This window comes from Sphingomonas telluris, from assembly GCF_022568775.1.
GTDB classification, from domain to species: Bacteria; Pseudomonadota; Alphaproteobacteria; order Sphingomonadales; family Sphingomonadaceae; genus Sphingomicrobium; species Sphingomicrobium telluris.
Genome location: NZ_JAKZHW010000001.1, coordinates 841,102 through 860,816, shown reverse-complemented (window position 1 = coordinate 860,816; position 19,715 = coordinate 841,102). Strand labels below are relative to the sequence as shown.

At 63.6% G+C, this 19,715-nt stretch carries 17 protein-coding genes, 1 tRNA gene and 1 pseudogene; 7 read left to right on the top strand and 12 right to left on the bottom strand.

Annotated elements, in window-relative coordinates; translation table 11 throughout:
- Window positions 1-77: 77 nt before the first annotated feature.
- Window positions 78-1,895: a cation:proton antiporter domain-containing protein gene (locus LZ016_RS04390; protein ID WP_241446096.1), complete on the top strand. Its 1,818-nt coding sequence runs from the start codon at window positions 78-80 to the stop codon at window positions 1,893-1,895.
- Here the strand turns inward: LZ016_RS04390 and LZ016_RS04385 are convergent.
- Genes LZ016_RS04385 through alaS form a run of 3 tightly spaced genes read right to left on the bottom strand, consistent with a single transcriptional unit; the run spans window position 1,850 to window position 4,942 of the window.
- Window positions 1,850-2,149 (bottom strand): GFA family protein, encoded by a 300-nt coding sequence (locus LZ016_RS04385; RefSeq protein WP_241446095.1) that lies wholly within the window; start codon window positions 2,147-2,149, stop codon window positions 1,850-1,852. The two genes, LZ016_RS04390 and LZ016_RS04385, sit on opposite strands and share 46 nt — an antisense overlap.
- On the bottom strand, window positions 2,133-2,291 hold the full coding sequence (locus LZ016_RS04380) for a hypothetical protein (protein WP_241446094.1): 159 nt from the start codon (window positions 2,289-2,291) through the stop codon (window positions 2,133-2,135). The genes LZ016_RS04385 and LZ016_RS04380 overlap by 17 nt, the downstream gene beginning before the upstream one ends.
- Complete coding sequence (gene alaS, locus LZ016_RS04375) at window positions 2,288-4,942, bottom strand: alanine--tRNA ligase (RefSeq protein ID WP_241446093.1); 2,655 nt, start codon at window positions 4,940-4,942, stop codon at window positions 2,288-2,290. Before alaS ends, LZ016_RS04380 begins: the two co-directional genes overlap by 4 nt.
- Before the next feature lie 82 nt (window positions 4,943-5,024).
- Here alaS and mtgA point away from each other — a divergent pair.
- Window positions 5,025-5,759 (top strand): annotated as a pseudogene (mtgA, locus tag LZ016_RS04370) (monofunctional biosynthetic peptidoglycan transglycosylase); the annotation flags it as partial.
- Window positions 5,760-6,110: 351 nt separating this feature from the next.
- A complete protein-coding gene (locus tag LZ016_RS04365) occupies window positions 6,111-6,806 on the top strand; it encodes a hemerythrin domain-containing protein (protein ID WP_241446091.1) in 696 nt (231 codons plus the stop codon).
- A 2-nt stretch (window positions 6,807-6,808) separates the two neighbouring features.
- On the opposite strand, the gene dnaE is transcribed toward LZ016_RS04365, so the two are convergent.
- The 5 genes from dnaE to proS form a co-directional block, all read right to left on the bottom strand.
- A complete protein-coding gene (dnaE, locus tag LZ016_RS04360; RefSeq protein ID WP_241446089.1) occupies window positions 6,809-10,204 on the bottom strand; it encodes a DNA polymerase III subunit alpha in 3,396 nt (1,131 codons plus the stop codon).
- A 105-nt stretch (window positions 10,205-10,309) separates the two neighbouring features.
- On the bottom strand, window positions 10,310-11,218 hold the full coding sequence (locus LZ016_RS04355) for a lysozyme inhibitor LprI family protein (RefSeq protein ID WP_241446087.1): 909 nt from the start codon (window positions 11,216-11,218) through the stop codon (window positions 10,310-10,312).
- Window positions 11,219-11,253: 35 nt separating this feature from the next.
- On the bottom strand, window positions 11,254-11,928 hold the full coding sequence (locus LZ016_RS04350) for an ABC transporter ATP-binding protein (protein WP_241446085.1): 675 nt from the start codon (window positions 11,926-11,928) through the stop codon (window positions 11,254-11,256).
- Window positions 11,921-13,171 carry a lipoprotein-releasing ABC transporter permease subunit gene (locus tag LZ016_RS04345; RefSeq protein ID WP_241446082.1) on the bottom strand — a complete coding sequence of 417 codons (1,251 nt, stop codon included), beginning with the start codon at window positions 13,169-13,171 and terminating at the stop codon, window positions 11,921-11,923. The genes LZ016_RS04350 and LZ016_RS04345 overlap by 8 nt, the downstream gene beginning before the upstream one ends.
- The gene (proS, locus tag LZ016_RS04340; protein WP_241446080.1) at window positions 13,168-14,490 is read right to left on the bottom strand and encodes a proline--tRNA ligase; all 1,323 of its coding nucleotides are present in this window, start codon (window positions 14,488-14,490) and stop codon (window positions 13,168-13,170) included. The genes LZ016_RS04345 and proS overlap by 4 nt, the downstream gene beginning before the upstream one ends.
- A 407-nt stretch (window positions 14,491-14,897) precedes the next feature.
- Here proS and LZ016_RS04335 point away from each other — a divergent pair, with 407 nt between their 5' ends.
- The 3 genes from LZ016_RS04335 (at window position 14,898) to LZ016_RS15640 (ending at window position 15,962) form a co-directional block, all read left to right on the top strand.
- Entirely contained in the window at window positions 14,898-15,131 is a 234-nt protein-coding gene (locus LZ016_RS04335) for a hypothetical protein (RefSeq protein ID WP_241446078.1), read from the top strand.
- A 25-nt stretch (window positions 15,132-15,156) separates the two neighbouring features.
- Window positions 15,157-15,462 carry a WGxxGxxG-CTERM domain-containing protein gene (locus tag LZ016_RS04330; protein ID WP_241446076.1) on the top strand — a complete coding sequence of 102 codons (306 nt, stop codon included), beginning with the start codon at window positions 15,157-15,159 and terminating at the stop codon, window positions 15,460-15,462.
- 266 nt (window positions 15,463-15,728) lie between these two features.
- Window positions 15,729-15,962, top strand: a complete 234-nt coding sequence (locus LZ016_RS15640) for an energy transducer TonB (protein ID WP_366512882.1) — start codon at window positions 15,729-15,731, stop codon at window positions 15,960-15,962.
- A gap of 12 nt (window positions 15,963-15,974) precedes the next feature.
- Here the strand turns inward: LZ016_RS15640 and LZ016_RS04325 are convergent.
- Window positions 15,975-16,051, bottom strand: a tRNA-Met gene (locus LZ016_RS04325).
- A 130-nt stretch (window positions 16,052-16,181) separates the two neighbouring features.
- Here LZ016_RS04325 and LZ016_RS04320 point away from each other — a divergent pair.
- Window positions 16,182-16,607 carry a DUF3775 domain-containing protein gene (locus tag LZ016_RS04320; RefSeq protein WP_241446075.1) on the top strand — a complete coding sequence of 142 codons (426 nt, stop codon included), beginning with the start codon at window positions 16,182-16,184 and terminating at the stop codon, window positions 16,605-16,607.
- Here LZ016_RS04320 and LZ016_RS04315 read toward each other — a convergent pair.
- Genes LZ016_RS04315 through LZ016_RS04305 form a run of 3 tightly spaced genes read right to left on the bottom strand, consistent with a single transcriptional unit; the run spans window position 16,604 to window position 19,630 of the window.
- Window positions 16,604-17,107, bottom strand: coding sequence for a 2'-5' RNA ligase family protein (locus LZ016_RS04315; protein ID WP_241446074.1), 504 nt, complete (start codon window positions 17,105-17,107; stop codon window positions 16,604-16,606). The two genes, LZ016_RS04320 and LZ016_RS04315, sit on opposite strands and share 4 nt — an antisense overlap.
- Window positions 17,092-17,658 (bottom strand): PRC-barrel domain-containing protein, encoded by a 567-nt coding sequence (locus LZ016_RS04310; RefSeq protein ID WP_241446073.1) that lies wholly within the window; start codon window positions 17,656-17,658, stop codon window positions 17,092-17,094. Before LZ016_RS04310 ends, LZ016_RS04315 begins: the two co-directional genes overlap by 16 nt.
- Window positions 17,659-17,689: 31 nt before the next feature.
- Window positions 17,690-19,630, bottom strand: coding sequence for a potassium transporter Kup (locus LZ016_RS04305; protein ID WP_241446072.1), 1,941 nt, complete (start codon window positions 19,628-19,630; stop codon window positions 17,690-17,692).
- Between the last annotated feature and the right edge of the window lie 85 nt (window positions 19,631-19,715).

The following is a 19,715-nucleotide window of genomic DNA, read 5'->3' as shown; positions in this document are numbered from 1 at the left end:
CGAAACCTCCGTTCGCAAAGACAACGAACGGTGTTCGCCGGGGTGACACCCTTCGACCCACCTGCTCTAAAGCCCGTATGCAGGATCAATTCAGCACTTCGGGCTTCAGCGACGCGCTGGTGATCCTCGGAGCCGCTGGGCTCGTCATTCCCGCCTTCGCCCGCATCCGGATCAGCCCGATCATCGGTTTCATCCTTATCGGGATGCTGGTCGGGCCGCACGCGCTGGGATCGCTTACGGGACGCTATCCGTGGCTTCACTTCGTCACGATCTCGAACGCCCACGCGATCGAGCCCTTCGCAGAGCTTGGAATCGTGCTGTTGTTGTTCTCGATCGGCCTCGAGCTGTCTTTCCGACGACTTTGGGGAATGCGGAAGCTCGTCTTCGGGGTCGGGGCCGCGGAGCTGTTCGGATCCGCCGCCCTTATCGCGCTCGTGCTCTATTTCCTTGGGCAGACCCCGGCAGCATCGATCGGGCTCGGTCTCGCCTTGGCACTTTCGTCGACGGCGATCGTCCTTCCGCTGGTTGGCACGCATGGGCCGGTGGGACGCGCGTCCCTCGCGATGCTGCTGTTCGAAGACGTTGCGCTGGTCCCCATCGTCTTCGCCCTGGGTGCCATGGCGCCGCAAGCCGCCAATGTCGGGATCGGGCCGCTTCTCCAGACGATGCTCATCGGCGGGCTGGTGGCCGTCGCGATGCTCTTCGCCGGCCGTCTGCTCCTGCCTCAGCTATTTGAACAGGCCGCACGCACGAAGAGTCCGGAGATGTTTCTCGCGGCCTGCCTGCTCGTCGTCATCGTCGCCAGTCTCATCACCCGCGGCATCGGCTTCTCGCCGATCCTCGGCGCCCTGATCGCTGGCATCGTCATCGCCGAGACGGAATATGGCGGCGAGGTCGAGGTCATCACCGCTCCGTTCCGGGGCCTGGGTCTCGGCATATTCCTGATCACGGTCGGGATGAGCGTCGACATGAGGGTGGTCGCCGAGCAATGGTCAAACATCCTGGTCGCGCTGCTAGCGGTCCTCTTGATCAAGGCGCTCGTCACGGGCTTCCTCCTGCGCATCAGCGGCGCCAAGGCGAGCGTTGCAGCCGAGACGGGCGTGCTCATGTCCTCGCCGTCCGAGACCACGCTCATCGTCCTCGCGTCCGCAGTGGCCGCGAAGCTGATCGCTCCGGAGACGGCGGCCTTCTGGCAGATCGTCACGGCTCTTGGCCTGACCGTCACGCCGCTTCTGGCAAAATTGGGTCGGCTGGCCGGAAGCCAGGTGGGACGGCAGGAGCTCGCCGGAGAGATCGATGCTTCGCTCGATACTGCAGCGGAGGGCCAGGTGATGATCCTGGGCTTCGGACGCGTCGGACGGCTGGTCGCCGACATGATGGAAACGCACGGCAAGGATTATATCGCTGTCGATGCGGACGTCGACGTCGCCGCTTCAGCGCGCAAGGAGGGCTATGACGTCATCTTCGGCGACGTCGCCCATTCGGAGCTGATCGAACGGGCGCGGCGAAAGAACCCGAGCGCCTTCATCCTCACCATGGACAATCCCGTGCTGGTCAGGCGCCTCGCGCGGCAGCTTCGCGAGGCCTTCCCCGACCTTCCTATCGTCGCCCGTGCTCGCGATACGACGCACGCAGCGCAGCTTTACAAGGCGGGTGTAACCGACGCGGTTCCGGAGACGCTGGAGGCCTCCCTCCAGCTATCCGAGGCAGCTCTCGTCGACTTGGGCGTCGCGATGGGTCCGGTTATTGCCTCAATCCACGAGAAGAGATCCGAGCTCCGGGCCAAGATCATGACCGACGCGAATTTGGAGGAAATCCCGAGGCTGGGCCGGCGCCGGGCGCGCGATTCTCAGCCTCCGGGAGAAGGCTCGAAGCGGAGCACGCCCGCCCTATAGGTTCGATGCTCCGGATTGTCGGAAGGATGGCGCTGCCCGTCGTGGACGATGACTGCCTCAAAATCGAACGGCGAGACGCCCTCCAGGCAGGCGACGTTTACGCCCAATTGATTGGGGTTCGAGCGGCGCTTGTGATGCGTGTGGATCCCGCAAATGCTGCAGAAATGATGTTCGGCGGTCTTCGTATTGAACCGATAGGTGACGAGCTTGTCCTCGCCCTCGGTGATCCGGAACCCTTCAGGGTTGGATGTCACGGCAACGGCGCCGCGCATCCGGCAAATCGAGCAGGTGCAGCGCCGATAACAGCCCCACCGACAATTCAGCCGTGAATTTGACCGCGCCGCAATGACAGGAACCGTTGAGCGTCAGCGGCTCGGCTGACGTGGTGTCGGTCACGCGGCGACCTTCTCCAGTGCCTCCTTCACGGCTTCCAAGGCGTCCTGGGCCTTCGATCCGTCGGGACCGCCGCCCTGCGCCATGTCCGGGCGCCCGCCGCCGCCCTGCCCACCGAGCGTCGCGACAGCGGCCTTCACGAGGTCGACGGCGCTGACTTGGCCGGCGAGATCGTCCGTGACGCCGACTGCAACGCTGGCGCGTCCATCATTCACGGCAACGAGCGCGGCAATGCCGGAGCCGACGCGCTGTTTCATCGTGTCGATCGTCGACCGCAAGTCCTTCGGATTCAGGCCTTCCACGACCTGCCCAAGGAACTTGTGCCCGTTGACGTCTTCGGGTCCGGCCGCGTCGGTCGAGGGACCGCCTCCACCCATCGCCAACGCTTTTTTGGCGTCGGCCAGCTCACGCTCAAGGCGGCGGCGCTCTTCGACCAAGGACGCGATGCGCGCGGGCACTTCGTCCGGAGATGCCTTCAGCGTCGCAGCGGCTTCGCGAAGCTTGGAGTCCCGCTCAGACAGCCACTGGCGAGCCGCTTCTCCCGTCAGCGCTTCGATACGACGAACACCAGAGGAAACGGCGCTTTCCGAGATGATCTTCAGAAGCTGGATGTCGCCCAACGCGCGAACGTGCGTGCCGCCGCACAGCTCCACGGAATAATCCGTCTCGGACGAACGGCCCATGGAGAGCACGCGCACCTCGTCACCGTACTTCTCGCCGAACAGGGCCATGGCACCTGCCTCGATCGCCTCATCGAGCGTCATCAGGCGCGTGGTCACGGGCTCATTGCCGCGGATTTGCGCATTCACGTCGGCCTCGACCTGGTCGATTTCCTCGCGCGTGAGCGCCTTCGGGTGCGAGAAGTCGAAACGGAAATAGTCCGGCGCGACCAGGCTGCCCTTCTGTGTGACGTGCGTCCCCAGCCTGTGACGCAGCGCCGCATGCAGCAGGTGCGTCGCGCTGTGGTTGGCGCGAACGCGATCACGCCGCTCGCTGTCGACCTTCTGGTGGACGCTTTCGTCGACGGTTAGCTCGCCGGCAACAACCTTCGTGCGGAGGACGTGCAGCTTGCCCAGGGGCTTCGACGTATCTTCAACCTCGCCGACAAACCCCTTGAGCGTAGTCAGTTTTCCGGTGTCGCCGATCTGCCCGCCGCTTTCGCCGTAAAATGGCGTCTGGTTGAGCACGATGTCCACGGTTTGCCCGACGTCCGCGGCCTGGACGCGCTCGCCGTCCTTGACGATCGCGAGAACGACGCCTTCGCCTTCGTCCCCCGCGTAGCCGGTGAACTCGGTCGTGCCATATTCTTCGACCAGGTCGAACCAGATGTCCTCGCTCGCCTTGGCGCCGGAGCCTTTCCAGGCGGCACGGGCGGCCGCCTTCTGCTGCGCCATGGCCGCATCGAAACCGTCACGGTCTACGCCGAGACCACGAGCGCGCAGGGCATCCTCGGTCAGATCATAGGGGAAGCCGTAAGTGTCGTAGAGCTTGAACGCCGTCTCGCCTGGAAGCGTGTCGCCGTTCTGAAGCTCCGCAGTGGCCTCGTCGAGCAGCTTGAGGCCGTTCGACAGCGTCTGGCGAAACCGCGTCTCCTCCTGCTGCAAAGTCGCCTCGATCAGCGGCTGAGCGCGAATGAGTTCTGGATAGGCAGCGCCCATTTCGGCGACGAGCGCCGGCACAAGCCGGTACATCAAAGGCTCGCTGGCGCCGAGAAGATGAGCGTGACGCATGGCTCGGCGCATGATGCGGCGCAGGACGTAACCGCGCCCCTCGTTGGCCGGCAGCACCCCGTCCGCGACGAGGAAGCCCGAAGTACGCAGATGGTCGGCGATAATGCGATGGCTGGCGACCATGTCGGCCGAATTGTTGCTGGTCAGCTCCTCGCTGGCGCGGATCAGTGCCTTGAACGTGTCCGTGTCGTAATTGTCATGGACACCTTGCAGAACGGCCGCGATCCGCTCGAGCCCCATGCCGGTGTCGATGCTCTTCTTCGGCAGCTCGGAGACGATTTCGCCCGCCGCCTGCTCGTACTGCATGAAGACCAGGTTCCAAATCTCCACAAAGCGATCACCATCCTCATCCGGTGAGCCCGGAGGCCCGCCGGGGATGTGATCGCCATGGTCGAAGAAGATTTCGGAACAGGGCCCGCACGGACCGTCATCGCCCATCGACCAGAAATTGTCCTTGGTCGGGATGCGGATGATGCGGCTGTCCGGTAGGCCGGAAATCTTCTTCCAAAGGTCGAAGGCCTCGTCGTCGGTATGATAGACGGTCGCCGTCAGCCGGTCCGGGCTGATCCCCCACTCCTTGGTCAGCAAATTCCAGGCCAGCTCGATCGCGCGATCCTTGAAATAATCGCCGAACGAGAAATTCCCTAGCATTTCGAAGAAGGTGTGATGCCGGGCGGTGTAGCCGACATTGTCCAGATCGTTGTGCTTGCCGCCGGCGCGGACGCACTTCTGCGCGCTCGAAGCTGTCGAATAGGGCCGCGATTCCAGTCCCGTGAAGACGTTCTTGAACGGGACCATGCCAGCGTTCACGAACATCAATGTCGGGTCGTTCTGCGGCACCAGCGAAGCGGAGGGCACACGCGCGTGCCCGTTCTTCTCGAAATAGTCGAGGAATGAGCGGCGAATATCGTTGGTCGAAGTCATCTTGAGCGGCATGTAAATGCGCTGCTGCACTGCGGCAAGGCGAGGCTTGGCAGTGTCGCATCGACGCGGCTAGGCAAGGGCGATGGCGAAACGGCCCAAGAGCAGCATCCCGAGGTACAAGCGCCGGCGACAGAAGTCGGGCTCGGTCGTCGGCCGAATCTTCGGCTGGATCGTCAAGCTGGTCCTGATCTTCCTCATCGGCTCGGTCCTTTGGGTCTTGGCCTACCGCTTCGTGACCCCCCCGATCACGGCGACGATGATCGGCGACCTCGTGGCTGGACGCGGCGCTACGCGCGACTGGATGAGCATCAAGGAAATCGACCGCGACATGGTCCGTGCGGCGATCGGCGCGGAAGACAGCAAATTCTGCTCGCATAACGGGTTCGACGTGGAAGCTATCGAAGATGCGATGAAAAGGAACGCATCGGGCGGGCGTATTCGCGGCGGCTCGACGATCAGCCAGCAGACGGCGAAGAACGCCTTCCTGTGGCAGGGCGGCGGCTACGCCCGAAAGGGTGTAGAGGCCTGGTTCACGTTCCTCGTCGAGCACCTTTGGGGCAAGCGCCGGATCATGGAGGTCTATCTGAACCTCGCGGAGACCGGCATCGGCACCTACGGCGTCAACGCCGGATCGCAACGCTATTTCGGGCATGACGCGAGCGCCATGAGCCGGACCGAAGCCGCCCGGATCGCGGCTGTGCTGCCCCTGCCCAAGAAACGGGGTGCCGTGGCACCGAAGGGCTTTACCCGGCGCTATGGAAATTCAATCTCCTCGCGCATCGCCATCGTCGCTCGCGATGGCCTTGATGCCTGCGTCTATCAGGACATCGTTCCGCCCAAGGACAAGACGCCACCGGCAACGAAGGCGCCGCAGCAGCTTCCGGGTGAGGAATATGAGAGCGCGAAGCCGCTGCCGCCGCTAAAAGACGCGGTCGACGCGCTGCCGACTGAGTCGGAACAGACACAGGTGGTCAATCTGCCCGCTCCGGCCCCGGAACCGCAGCCTTCGACGAACGAGGCCACTCCTCTCGTGCAGGAGCCTGAGGAGCCACCGCCTCCGCCGGTCGGTCAGTAGCGTAAACCCTTCATCGGCCGGCTTTTTGCGTCCGGCGGAGGAACGCACCTCCGCCGCTCCCGTTCTGCAACGCAAAGTAAACGGAGGAGCATAATGGCTACGCGTACTCAGTCCCGATCCGCGTCGAGCAACCGCAGTTCGTCGCGCGGCAGCGACAGCGGCACCGGCAATCGCAGCGGCCGAAGCCCGTCGTCGCGCGGCAACGACAGCAATGAAGGCAGCGCCTTTTCCTGGGGCGGCCGCGGCGGCGGAAATGCCGGCCCGCTTCTCGGCGCGGCCCTTGCCGGCATGGCGATAGGCCTTGCCGCCAACTATGGCCGCAAGTTCCTGATGCAGGGCCTCGAGGCGACTGCGGGCGACTGGGACGACATCCTCGCCGCAGAGCATGAGATGGCTCTCGGCATTTTCGACAAGATGCTCGCGACGGATCAAACGCAGACTTGGAAGCGCAGCATGCTTCTGATGAAGTTGACCCATGCGCTCGACAAGCACGCGCACCAGGAAGAGATGGTCGTCTATCCCGCCCTGCGCGAGGCGAATCAGGCTGTGGAAGCCGACCAGCTCGAGGGCGAGCACGGCTACATCAAGACCTATATCTATGAGCTGAAGAACATGGGCCCAAGCGCGTCCGACTGGCTCGAAAAAGTTCGCGAGTTCCGCGCGCTCGTGTCGAAGCACGCGCACATGGAAGAGGAGCAGGTCTTCCCCGCCTTCAAGCAGAACCTGTCCGAGGCGCAGAACGCCAAGGTCACCAGCCTGGTGAACGCCGACGGCTTCTGGATGGCGTAGGCCTAGCCGACGAGGGCGAGCTTCGGCGGTTCCTGCACGGACAAGTCGACGCTCCCTTCGCCGGCAATCCGCTCGATCCTGGCCTGAAGCTCGGCATCCAGAGCGAAATCCCGGCCCGCGATCACGATCGCCTCGCCGCCGGCAGACAGCGGAAGTATCAGGCGAACCAAACCCCCGCCGCCGCGTACACCGCCCAGTTCACGGGCGATCGCCGGGACAAGCGCCTCCGACGAGACGCGGATCTCCATCTGAAGCCGGGTCCGCTTCGCAAGCGTGTCGAGCGGCTGGAATTTCTTGATCGCCACGCGCGGCAGTTCGTCGCCTTCGCGCTTGTCCAACTCCACCGTCAGAAGGCCGCAAGTCCCGGCCTTCGCGGCGTCTTCGATGGCCGTGCTGGCCTCCTCGTCGAAGACGCTGGCCTGGAACTGGCCCGAAGAATCACTCAGCGTGGCCATCAGGTAGCGTCGGCCTTTCTGGGACACGCGCCAACGCGCTTCCTCGACCAGGCCAGCCATGGTCGCCCCTGCCCGGCCCTCTGCCGGCATCGGCATGTCGGCGAGCTGCGCGAAGGTCTTGGCCTTGTTCGCCTCCAGGATGTGACGGTGCGCGTCGACTGGATGCGCCGAGAAGTAGAAACCGAACGAATCGCGCTCCGCGGCCATGCGCTGGGCGAGGCTCCACTCCTCTGTCCTGGCGAGCCGGATCGGCGCCGCTGCAGACTCCGGCCCGCCGAACAGGCCGTGCTGGCCACTCGAACGCTGGTCGGCGGCGCTCGCGGCGTGCGCCAGAATAGTCTCAGCCGATGCGAACACCGCGGCTCGCTGCGGCTCAAGCACGTCGAAGCCGCCGGCTGCGGCGAGTCCTTCGATCTGCCGCCGGTTCAGTAGCCGAGGATCGATTCGATCCGCGAAGTCGTCGAGCGACTTGAACGGGCCCTTCTCCTCGCGCTCCGCGACCAACGCCTCCATCGCCTTCTCGCCCACGCCTTTAAGCGCGCCAAGCGCGTAACGGACCTTGCCGTCTTCCACCGAGAACGCGGCCTCGCTTGAGTTCACGTCGGGTGGAAGGCACTCGACCTCGCCGCGCCGCATGTCCTCGACGAACAGCGCGAGCTTGTCCGTCAAGGCGATGTCGAAGCTCATCGACGCCGCATAGAATTCCGGCTTGTGGTGCGCCTTGAGCCAGGCCGTGTGGTACGCCACCAGCGCGTAAGCGGCGGCGTGGCTCTTGTTGAAGCCATAGCCGGCAAACTTGTCGATCAAGTCGAACAGTTCGGACGCCTTGGCGGGAGTGATGCTGTGCGCCTTGCAACCCTCGACGAAGCGAGCCCGCTGCGCATCCATCTCCGATTGAATCTTCTTGCCCATGGCGCGGCGCAGAAGGTCCGCTTCGCCGAGCGAGTAACCGGCGAGCACCTGCGCCGCCTGCATCACCTGCTCCTGGTAGACAAAGATCCCATAGGTCTCCTTGAGCACGCCTTCGAGCATCGGATGCGGATATTCGATCGGCGCGCGGCCGTTCTTGCGGTCTCCGAACAGCGGAATGTTGTCCATCGGACCCGGCCGGTAGAGGGAGACCAGCGCGATGATGTCGCCGAAATTGGTCGGCCGAACGGCGGCGAGCGTCCGCCGCATGCCCTCCGATTCCAGCTGGAACACGCCAACGGTGTCGCCGCGCTGCAGCAACTCGTAGACCTCTGGGTCGTCCCATTCGAGCTTGGCGAAGTCGACCTCGATGCCCTGCAGCAATAGCAGTCTCTTGGCCTCGCGCAGCACCGACAGCGTCTTCAGGCCGAGGAAGTCGAACTTCACCAGCCCCGCCGCCTCGACATATTTCATGTCGAACTGCGTGACCGGCATGTCGGAACGCGGGTCGCGGTAGAGCGGGACGAGATCGTCGAGCCGGCGGTCGCCGATTACCACGCCCGCAGCGTGCGTCGACGCGTGACGGGGCAGGCCCTCCAGCTTCATCGCGAGATCGAATAGCCTCTTGACGTCAGGCTCGCCCTTATACTCCGCCGCGACCTCGGAAACCCCGTTTAGCGACCGCTCCAGCGTCCACGGATCCGTCGGATGGTTCGGGATCATCTTCGCGAGCCGATCGACCTGGCCGTAGCTCATCTGGAGCACGCGGCCCGTGTCCTTGAGGACGGCGCGAGCCTTCAGGCGCCCGAAGGTGATGATCTGCGCGACCCGGTCGCGGCCGTACTTCTGCTGGACGTAGGAGATGACCTCGTCGCGCCGGGTTTCGCAAAAGTCGATGTCGAAGTCCGGCATCGATACGCGTTCGGGATTGAGGAAACGTTCGAACAAAAGGTTCAGTGCGATCGGATCAAGATCCGTGATCGTCAGCGCCCAGGCAACAACCGAGCCCGCGCCCGAGCCGCGGCCCGGTCCTACCGGAATGTCGTGCGCCTTCGCCCATTTGATGAAGTCGGCCACGATCAGGAAGTAGTCCGCGAAGCCCATGCGGATGATGACGTCGAGCTCGAATTCGAGCCGCTCGCGGTACTTCGCCTTGTCCTCTTCGCTGCGTCCTGCAAGTCTCTGATCGAGGCCGGCAAATGCATCGGCGCGAAGCTGTTCGTCGCCATGATCGGACAAGCGCGGGAGGATCGGCTTGCGCTTGGGTGCCCCGACTGCACAGCGCTGCGCAATCACTGCCGTGTTGGCCAGAGCTTCGGGTAGATCGATGAAAAGCTCCGCAATTGCTGCCGAGTCTTTGAGCCAAGCCTCCGGCGATGACGTCGTGCGGTCATTGCTTTCGACATAAGCGGACTGCGCGATGCACAGCATGGCGTCATGCGCCGCGTGAAAGCTCGGATCCGCATAGGCCGCCGGGTTCGTCGCGACGATCGGCAGGTCGTGCTCGAGCGCGAGTTCGATCAGCGCGTCTTCCGACGCTTCCTCGACCGGGTCATGACGCCGGATAATCTCGACGTAGAGGCGGTCTTGAAAGATGGCGTGGAGCCGTTCGAGATAGGTACGCCCCTTGTCCGCCTGGCCGTCTGCCAGAAACCGGCAAACAGCGCCCTCCGAGCCCGCCGTCAGCGCAATCAGGCCTGCGCTCAGCTTCTCGAGCACGCCAAACGACACGTGCGGATCAAGTTCGACCGGACGATCGAGGTGCGCGGAGGACACCAGGTGACAGAGGTTCGAATAGCCCTGCTCGTCCTTGGCGAGGAGGACGACCCAATCGACGCCGGAAACGCCCAGTTCCGCAGGGCGCGCGACAGCGAGCATGGCACCGACGATCGGCTGGATGCCCTTACCGCTGCACGCCTCGGTGAAGGCCATCGCCGCGTACAGGCCGTTACGGTCCGTCAGCCCAACCGCCGGGAAGCCGAGCTTTGCCGCCCGCTCGGCGATCACCTTGGGCTCCATTGCCCCTTCAAGCATCGTGAAGGAGGAAAAAACGCGAAGCGGTACGTAGGGCTGAGTCACACCGAGACTATGGGACGCAGGGCATGCAGATGGAAGATTTTGCGGGGACTTATCCCCAGCTTAGCGCGCCTGCCAGTCGCCCCGCATGATGTCGCGAATCTCGCGCATACGGCCCTGATACGTCTGCGCGATGCAGTCGTTGCTCGGGCACTGATCGCGATAGCGCAGGAAAGCGTCGCGGGTCCGGGAGAGCACAGCGCGCTGCTGGGGGTTTGCACCCGCCATGGCACTGTTGAACTGGCTCGCCATGCGGCGATCGAGAGCGGCGAGGCCGGGATCGTTGCAGACCGCGACTTCCCCTGACGATCGCGCGGCGGAGCAGCTGAAGCTTGGGTTCGCAGTTCCAGTGTTGGCAGGCGACTGTCCCACCTCGGGCGCCGGCGCCAAGGGATCTGTCGGCGCGACGGGCGATGTCACGACGTCATTCGCAACGCCGTTCTGGACAGCGTCGTCCGCAGGCGGCGCGGCCGTTTTCGCGAGAGTGGCGAGAGGCGTGATGATGCCGTCGGCATTCGTCAGCGTCACCACGTTGCCGGTCCCATCAGCCGCCGGCTGGACCGCATAGGTCAGCTCGGCGCTGAGGGAACGCCGTCCGCCGACGACCGAAACGCCCGGCGGCAAATCCACCGTAAGCGTTCCGCTGCAGGTCACGCCGCCGGTCTCGCCATTCTCGTCGGTCATCATCGGCGCTTCGATGCGGATCGAAGAATAGCCGCCAATCGCATCGAACGTCGCCCGATCGCTGCCCCTTAGCGCGGACGCCCGGCGGAAGATCTCGCGTTTGATCAGGTCGTAGGTTGCCTGGCTGGCGCAGAGCTTTTCGGGATCTTCCCCTTGCGCCGTCCGCGCTCCCGTCAGGCGATCGTCGTCGCCGCTCGAGCTTCGGAACACCATTGTGCCTACAATAACGAGGACGAGGAGACCGAGCGCGATGGCCGCGATCATCGTTGGGCTGAGACGCTGTTGCACGGGTTCGCCAACGTCCGTCCGCTCGCGAGGGTCCACTATTGCAGAAGACCTTCGTGCAGGCGGACTACCCGATCCATCTTCGCCGCCAGCCGTTCGTTGTGAGTGGCGACGAGCGCCGCGCTCCCCTCGCCGCGAACGAGCGAGAGGAATTCCGCAAGGACGGTGTCGGCCGTAGTCTCGTCGAGGTTGCCGGTGGGTTCGTCGGCGAGGACGAGCGGCGGCTTGTTCGCAAGTGCTCGTGCAACCGCAACGCGCTGCTGCTCACCGCCCGACAGTTTCGATGGGCGATGGTCTAGACGCGCCGAGAGCCCCAATGCAGTCAACAGCTGCTCTGCGCGGGTATTAGCGGCATCGGGAACGGCGCCGTGAATGAGCTGCGGAAGCACGACATTTTCCCGTGCGTTGAACTCAGGCAGCAGGTGATGGAATTGGTAGACGAAGCCCAAGGCGTCGCGCCGAAGCTCCGTGCGAGCGTCATCCGAAAGCGACGCGGCTTCCTTGCCCTGGATGCGGATCGATCCCTGGAAGCCGCCTTCGAGCAAGCCGACGGCCTGCAGAAGCGTCGACTTTCCTGAGCCGGAAGGTCCCAGCAGCGCAACGATCTCCCCCGGCTGTACGTCGAGATCGATGCCGCGAAGCACCTCGATGGTGACGTCACCCTGGGTGAAGCTCCGCTTGAGGCCGCGGAGCGAAAGGACGGCCTCACTCATAACGGAGCACCTGTACGGGATCGGTGCTGGCAGCCTTCCACGCGGGGTAAAGCGTCGCGAGGAACGACAGGATCAGCGCGATGAGGATGATTGCAGTCACCTCGACGGGGTCCGTCTTGGCCGGGAGCTCAGACAGGAAGCGGACCGACGGGTCCCACAAATTCTGCCCGGTGATCAGCTGGACGAAGTTCACGACCCCCTGCCTGAAGAACAGGAAGATCGAACCGAGGATCAGTCCCAGAACGATGCCGAGGGAGCCGATGGTGACGCCAACAGTGACGAAGACCTTCATCATGCTCCGCCGGCTCGCGCCCATTGTTCGCAGGATCGCAATGTCCCTCGTCTTGGCCCGGACAAGCATGATCAGCGACGACAGGATGTTGAACACCGCCACAACGACGATGAGCGACAGCACCACGAACATGGCGACGCGCTCGATCTCCAGGGCTTCGAACAGCGCCGAGTTCATCTGCTGCCAGTCGACGACGATGCCCTTGCCCTGCAGCTGCGGCTGAAGCGGCGCCAGGATGTCGCGCACCTTGTCCGGATTCGTCGTCTGGATTTCAACCATCCCGACCTGATCGCCCATCAGCAGAAGCGTCTGAGCATCCTGCATGGGCATCAGCACGAAGGCCTTGTCGTAATCGTAGACGCCCACCTCGAAGATCGCGCCGACCTGATACGTCACTATGCGCGGTACCGTGCCCATGACGGTGGAGCGGCCATCCGGGCTGATCAGGCTGATCTCGCTGCCCGGATAAGCGCCGAGCGTCTCCGCAAGCCGCGATCCAATGGCCACGCGTCCGCTCCCCGGCGTAATCGATGCGAGGCTTCCGGCCTTCACATTGCCCGTGATGACCGGATTGCGGCGAATGTCGTCGAGCCGCATGCCGCGAACAATAACGCCTTCCACACGACCGTTGGCTGAGGCCATGAGCGGCTGCTCGATGAGTGGCGTCGCGGACGTGACACCCGGCAATTTCTTCGCCGTATCAGAGATTTGCTGCCAATTGCTCAGACGGCCGTCATAGCCCTGGACGATCGCATGGCCGTTCAGGCCGACGATCTTGTCGAAGAGCTCGGCGCGGAAGCCGTTCATCACGCTCATCACGATGATGAGCGCCGCGACGCCGAGAGCGACAGCGAACAGGCTGATCGACGCGACGAGGAATATGAACCCCTCGCCCTTGCCGGGAAGCAAGTAGCGGCGAGCGACGGTGCGCTCGTACCTGTTGAGGATCATTCGGTGAGCCTTGCCAGCGCGGATTCCACACTCAGCTCATGGCGCTCGCCAGATGAACGGCGCTTGAGTTCCACCGTGCCCCCGGCGACCCCGCGCGGGCCGACGATCACCTGCCACGGCAGCCCGATGAGGTCCATCGTCGCGAGCTTGGCCCCGCCCCGCTCGTCGCGGTCGTCATAGGCGGTCTCGACCCCCGCGAGCTGCAGATTGCCGTACAGCTCCTCGGCGGCGGCGACGCTGGCATCGTCGTCCTGGCGCATCGTGACCACGCCAACCTTCCACGGTGCGACGCTTTCGGGCCAGATGATGCCCGCATCGTCATGGCTCGCCTCGATGATCGCTCCGACAAGGCGCGACACGCCTACGCCGTAGCTGCCCATCATCGGCGTGACCGGCTTTCCGTCCTGCCCGGAGACCTTGAGGCCCATGGCTGCGGAATATTTGTCGCCGAAGTAGAAGATGTGGCCGACCTCGATTCCGCGTCCGGTGCGCTGACGATCCTTCGCGATCGTCGCCCAGCGCGACTCGTCATGCGTCTCGTCCGTGGCGGAATAGGTGGAGCTGACCTGGTCGAACAGCTTCTGAAGGCCCTCTGCATCGCCGTACTGCAGGTCGGACTGCTGCCAGTCGAACTCCTCGAAGGCCGCATCGTAGAACACTTCGCTCTCGCCGGTCGGAGCGAGAACGATGAACTCGTGGCTGAGGTCTCCGCCAATCGGACCCGACGCCGCCTTCATGGGTACCGCCTGGATGCCCATGCGCTGGAAGGTGCGGAGATAGGCGAGAAGCTGCGTGTAATAGCTCTGCCGGGCGCCCGCTTCGTCAAGGTCGAAGCTGTACGCGTCCTTCATCAGGAACTCGCGGCCGCGCATCACGCCGAACCGCGGACGGACCTCGTCCCGGAACTTCCACTGGATGTGGTAGAGCGTGCGCGGAAGCTCGCGATAGCTTTTGAGCTCATCGCGAACGATCGCCGTAAGCATTTCCTCGTTCGTCGGCCCGTAGAGCATCTCGCGATCGTGGCGATCTCGTATACGCAGCATCTCGGGCCCGTACGCGTCGTAACGGCCGCTCTCGCGCCACAAGTCTGCGGCCTGGATTGTGGGCATGAGCATTTCGATGGCGCCGGCGCGGTCCTGCTCTTCGCGAACGATCTGCTCGATCTTCTGAAGGACCCGGTAGCCGATGGGCAGCCAGGCATAGATACCCGCTGCAGTCTGACGAACGAGGCCGGCGCGCAGCATCAGCTTGTGACTGACGATTTGCGCGTCCGAAGGGCTCTCTTTCAAAACCGGCAGGAAATAGCGGGAAACGCGCAATTCTGGTCGCTCCGGGAAGACGCTTGAGCAGGTGCCCTAAGGCGCTCGGCCGTTCTGCGCAATGCAGTGGCGCTCAGTGGCAATGTGGCACTAACGACACAGGAGATGCGGAAAAGCTGCGCCCTTAACCTTCATCACGTGACAAGCCGGGCCGGACAGGCCTAGCTTCAACTTCTCCTTAGCGGGCTGCCCCTTGGGGCCGATGCGAGGGGCTTGCCGCGAGATGCCTCCGGGCTGACGCGGCAGGAAATCCAAGGGGGCTGACGAGCAATCGTCACGCAGGACGCCCGGGCCGCCACGCGGTCCGGGCGTTTGCTTTTTTGGCGGAAATCCTCACTCTTGGGCAAGAGCGCATACGGTGGTATTGCGCGCGTTGCGCATCACTTGGCGCAATCAAGGAGGGCACCATGCGAATTCGATGGATGCTCGGCATGCTCGTCGCGGCGGCCTTGGCTGGCCCCGCTGCACAGGCGCAGGACACCAATGAGAGTGGCGTGAGGACCGAAACGCAGGAACGCCTGCGCAGCGGCCCGCCCGACATTTCTTGGTTTGACCTACTCGGTGCCTTGGGGCTGCTGGGATTGCTCGGGCTTAAGAAAGAACATGGCGAGGACAGCTACCACCCGTCTTCTGTCGAATAGTGCCGACGGCGAGGGAGATTTGAACATGCGCAATGCGACAGTCTTCATCCTGGCGGCAGCGCTGATTGCAGCGCCAGCAGCCGCGCAAAACGATACCAACGCAAGTACGGACGCAGCGAACGTCACGGCGACGAACGACGTTTCAGCGGTCGACGCTAATGCCGCGATGGCCGCGAACACCGTGGCCGTCGAGCCGGGACCGCTTCCGGACGAATCCGCGGCGGCACCTCCGCCCCCGCCTCCTCCGCCGCCTAGGGAACGTGGCTTCCCGTGGGGCGCGATCGGCTTGGTCGGACTCGTTGGCCTTCTCGGCCGTAGACGCCGCGACTGACAAGGGCGGGCCGCCGCCGCAGGCCTGATCCTCGTTCGCCCGTTCAGCCGGGACGGACGAGCCCTTTTCCCGTTCTCGCGGCTATCCTCGTGCTCGGGAGCGTCGCGTGGACACTGCGCGATACATGGCCGAGTGATCCTGAGGAGCCTCAAAGCTCGCAATCTGGTGAGCTAGCCACCGAATCTGCGCATTCGGCGGGTAGTCCCGGCGGAGCCCAGCCTGCACGTGGTTCGCTGGCGACCCTGTTCAGCGCAGACGACTATCCAATGGAAGCTCTTCGGAATGAGGACCAGGGGACCGTCACCGCTAAATTGGCAGTCGACGAGCGCGGGAGAGTTATGCGGTGTGAAGTAAGCGTGAGCAGCGGCTCAGACGCGCTCGACTCCAGGACCTGCGAAATCCTCTCGAACAGAGCTCGCTTCGAACCCGCGAGGGACGAGAGCGGTCATCCAGTCGCGGATACCTACACGCAGCGCATCACCTGGCGGCTGGAAGGCTAAGTCTGTTTGGGGTGGTAGCGGAGGAGGGACTTGAACCCCCGACACGCGGATTATGATTCCGCTGCTCTAACCAGCTGAGCTACTCCGCCCCGGGCAAATGTGATTTCCCCCGATATGCTCGGAGGAGCCGCGGCCATATAGGTGCGTGAACCGACCCGGTCAACGCGAGGAACCGCTTACGGCTGCTCTCGTTAAGCCCGAGTAATCGGAGAGCGCTGAATGGACCCGTTGACCCCTCTGGAAACCCTCTGCCGGATCATCCTCCGGGCGCGCGAGTACGAGGCCCAAACCCCCACCGACTATGATGGCGGCGAAGCAGCCGACAACGTGGACGATGAGCAGGAGGGCGCGCTTTCGGTGCTCGATGATTCGATCAACGACAGCGTGGAAGAAGAGCTTCGCGCCGTGTTCGAGGATCTCGGCGAGGATCAGCTCGCCGAAGTTCTCGCCTTCTGCTGGGTCGGCCAGGGCACCTACGACGTCGGCGACTGGGATGAGGCGATGGAGGAAGCTAGCGATCTCACCAAGGACGGCAGCGACGCGGCAATCGACGAGCTTATGGAGATGCCAATGCTTGCTTCGGTCCTCGATGCCGGCCTCGCTGCCTTCGACCTGAGCTGCGAAGGCATCGGGAATCTCTCCTAGGATCGGAACGAATAGGTTCTCAGGGTCTCCCACGGCCCGCCAAGATACTGGTGGAGACCGAGTCCCGAGATCCTTAAGGGCCGCCGATCGTACCTGGCGCCGATCGAGTTACTGAGCGCCCTCGCCTCCCGCGGCGGCACCTTGTTTTGTATGGTGACGTGAGGGATCCAGCCGCCGGCATCCTGAGCGCTGAGCAGACCGTGAAAACGGGCGGATATTTCCTCCCGCAACCGATCGAGTTCCTCGGAGACGATTCGGAAGGCAACCCCGCCGCCCAGATCCATCAGGCCGGAGAGAGCGGCGCGCGGTGCTTTGCGTGAAGCAATCTCCGCGAGCACGTGCCTAATTTCGGCCTCGGCGGAGGGCGGCAAGGCTCTGAACAGCGACATATGAGCGGGCACGACGTTGCGATCGGCAGGATAATGCTGCCGTCTCAACCCATTGAGCCATGCGAAGTCGTCCGAACCGAGTTCTGCAGTGACTATCAGCGGGCCGGCCACTGGTCCCGCTCCAGTTGCTCAAGTTTCGGCAATTGTTTCGCGCTGACCTTCGACATCAACCGATCGCCTTCGGGACTAACGTCGGACCATTCGAGCCGCCGCAGGGTCTCCCCCACCCCGGCTACACCGCCTTCGGAAGCCACGACATAGCGAAGCCTTCCGCTCGCGCATCCAGCCATCGCATCGACGCAGGTACCAAGGACCTGCCCATTGCTATCCTCGACTGGCGCGCGCAGCAGCAAGGATACCGGAAACAGCGTTTCGCCGGGCGTCTCCTGGCTTGCCGCAGCGGCCGATGAACCGCCTTCCTCGATCTTCGCCTGTCGGCCTAGCCAGCGCCAGATCCCGAAGACGTTCAGCACCGTCAGAACCGCATTGGTCGAGACGAGCGCAGGCTGATCCGTCATCAGGCCTGAGGCCAGCCATGAGAGGGAGCCCACGAGAAACACGCAGAAACCATATCCGGTGATTCTCGATCCGAGGTTCGCCGCAGTCATCGACGCCGCAATCACAGTGGCGACAGTCGCTATCCAGGAAATCACTTCAGCCATGGCGCGGCAATGCGCGGACAGCAGCGAAGGTTCAGATTTCCACCTGACTGCCGAGCTCGACCACCCGATTGGTCGGAAGCTTGAAGAACTCCATTGCGCTTTCCGCATTGCGAAGCATCCAGGAGAACAATTTCTCGCGCCAGATCGCCATGCCGGGCCTGGCCGATGCAATGAGGGTCTGCCGCGCCAGGAAGAAGCTGGTGTCCATCATCTTGCAGGCAGGCCCGCATTGCTCGAGCTTCGTCAGCTCCGCAGGGACGTTCACCTCTTCCATGAAGCCGTAGTGCAGAACGACGCGATAGAAGCCCGCGGAATAGTCGCGCGTTTCTGACCTCTTCTCTTCCGGAACGTAGGGTACGTCCTCGATCTTCACGGTCAGCAGGAGCACGCGCTCATGAAGCACCTTGTTGTGCTTGAGGTTGTGCAGGAGGGCGTGCGGAACGCCGCTGGCGGAGCTCGTCATGAAGACCGCCGTTCCCGGCACACGAGTGGCGCTCGGCGCCGCCGACTTGATGAAGATTTCCATCGGCAAGCTGGCTTCGTCCATGCGCGCGATCAGCAGCTGCCGGCCTTTCGCCCAGGTCGTGAGGAGCGTGAAAGCAATCGCGCCAATCAACAGCGGGAACCAGCCGCCGGCGGGGATCTTCAAAAGGTTCGCGCCGAGATAGAGTCCGTCGACGGTAAAGAAGAGCACCAGGAGCGCAATCGAAAGCGCGCGGTTCCAATTCCACAGCTGCAGCAGGACGACGGAGATCAAGACCGCATCAATGAGCATCGCGCCGGTAACCGCGATACCGTAGGCCGCAGCGAGGTTCGAAGAGCTGCCGAACATGATCACGAGCAAGATGACCATAATCATGAGCGCCCAGTTCACGACCGGAATGTAAATCTGGCCGGCGGCGCTCTCACTGGTGTGAGCGATCCTCAAGCGAGGAACGAAGCCCAGCTGGATAGCCTGCTGCGTCACGGAAAAGGCGCCCGAGATTACGGCCTGGCTGGCAATGATCGCGGCGGCCGTGGCGAGAAGCACCAGCGGCAGGCGCAGCATGTCCGGCGCGAGATAGAAGAATGGGTTCTTGACCGTCTCCATCGCCTGCGCAGGGGTCATCGACATGAGCATCGCGCCCTGACCCATGTAGTTGAACAACAGGGCAGGCAGGACAAAGTAGAGCCACGACACGCGGATCGGCTTGCGCCCGAAGTGACCCATGTCCGCATAGAGAGCCTCGGCTCCGGTCACGGCGAGAACGACCGACCCGAGCGCGATGAAAGCGCGCGTCGGCTCATCGATGAAAAACTGGACGAAGTGCCATGGGTTGAACATGGCGAGCGCAATCTCGGGCCGGTGCACAGCATGCATCAGACCCAGGACCGCGATGGTGGCGAAATAGAGGAGCATGATCGGCCCGAACATGGCGCCGACGCGCGCGGTCCCGTGCGACTGGATCGCGAAGAGCCCTACCAGAATGCCAACGGAAATTGGCACGACCCACGGCTGGAGCCCGGCGTTGACGGTCGTCAGACCCTCGACTGCAGAAAGCACGGACACTGCTGGCGTGATCATCGAGTCGCCGTAGAAGAGCGAAGTCGCAAAAACGCCGAGGAGGACGATCCCCGCCGTCCATCTCTTCTTCCCACCGATCTGACGATTGATAAGAGCCAGCAACGCGAGGCTGCCGCCCTCACCCTTGTTGTCGGCGCGCATGATGATCGTGACGTACTTCAGCGTCACGATGATCATCATCGACCAGAAGATGAGGCTCAGCACGCCGTAGACGTGGAGCTGGTCCACTCGCAGCGTGTGATGCCCCGCGAAGGTCTCGCGGAAGGCGTAGATAGGCGACGTTCCGATATCGCCGAAGACGATACCGACGGCGCCGATGGCGAGCTTCGTCAGCGACCCGTGCGCGTGCCCATGTGCAGCATCTTGTGGGACCGCAGCTTCTGCTGCTCCCGTGCTCGTGACATTCATGTGATCGAATACTGCCTGGACAGACCGCGAACGCGCATCCCTTGAGCCCCCGCGCCATCGGCGGAGCCGTGGCGCGCCGCACTAG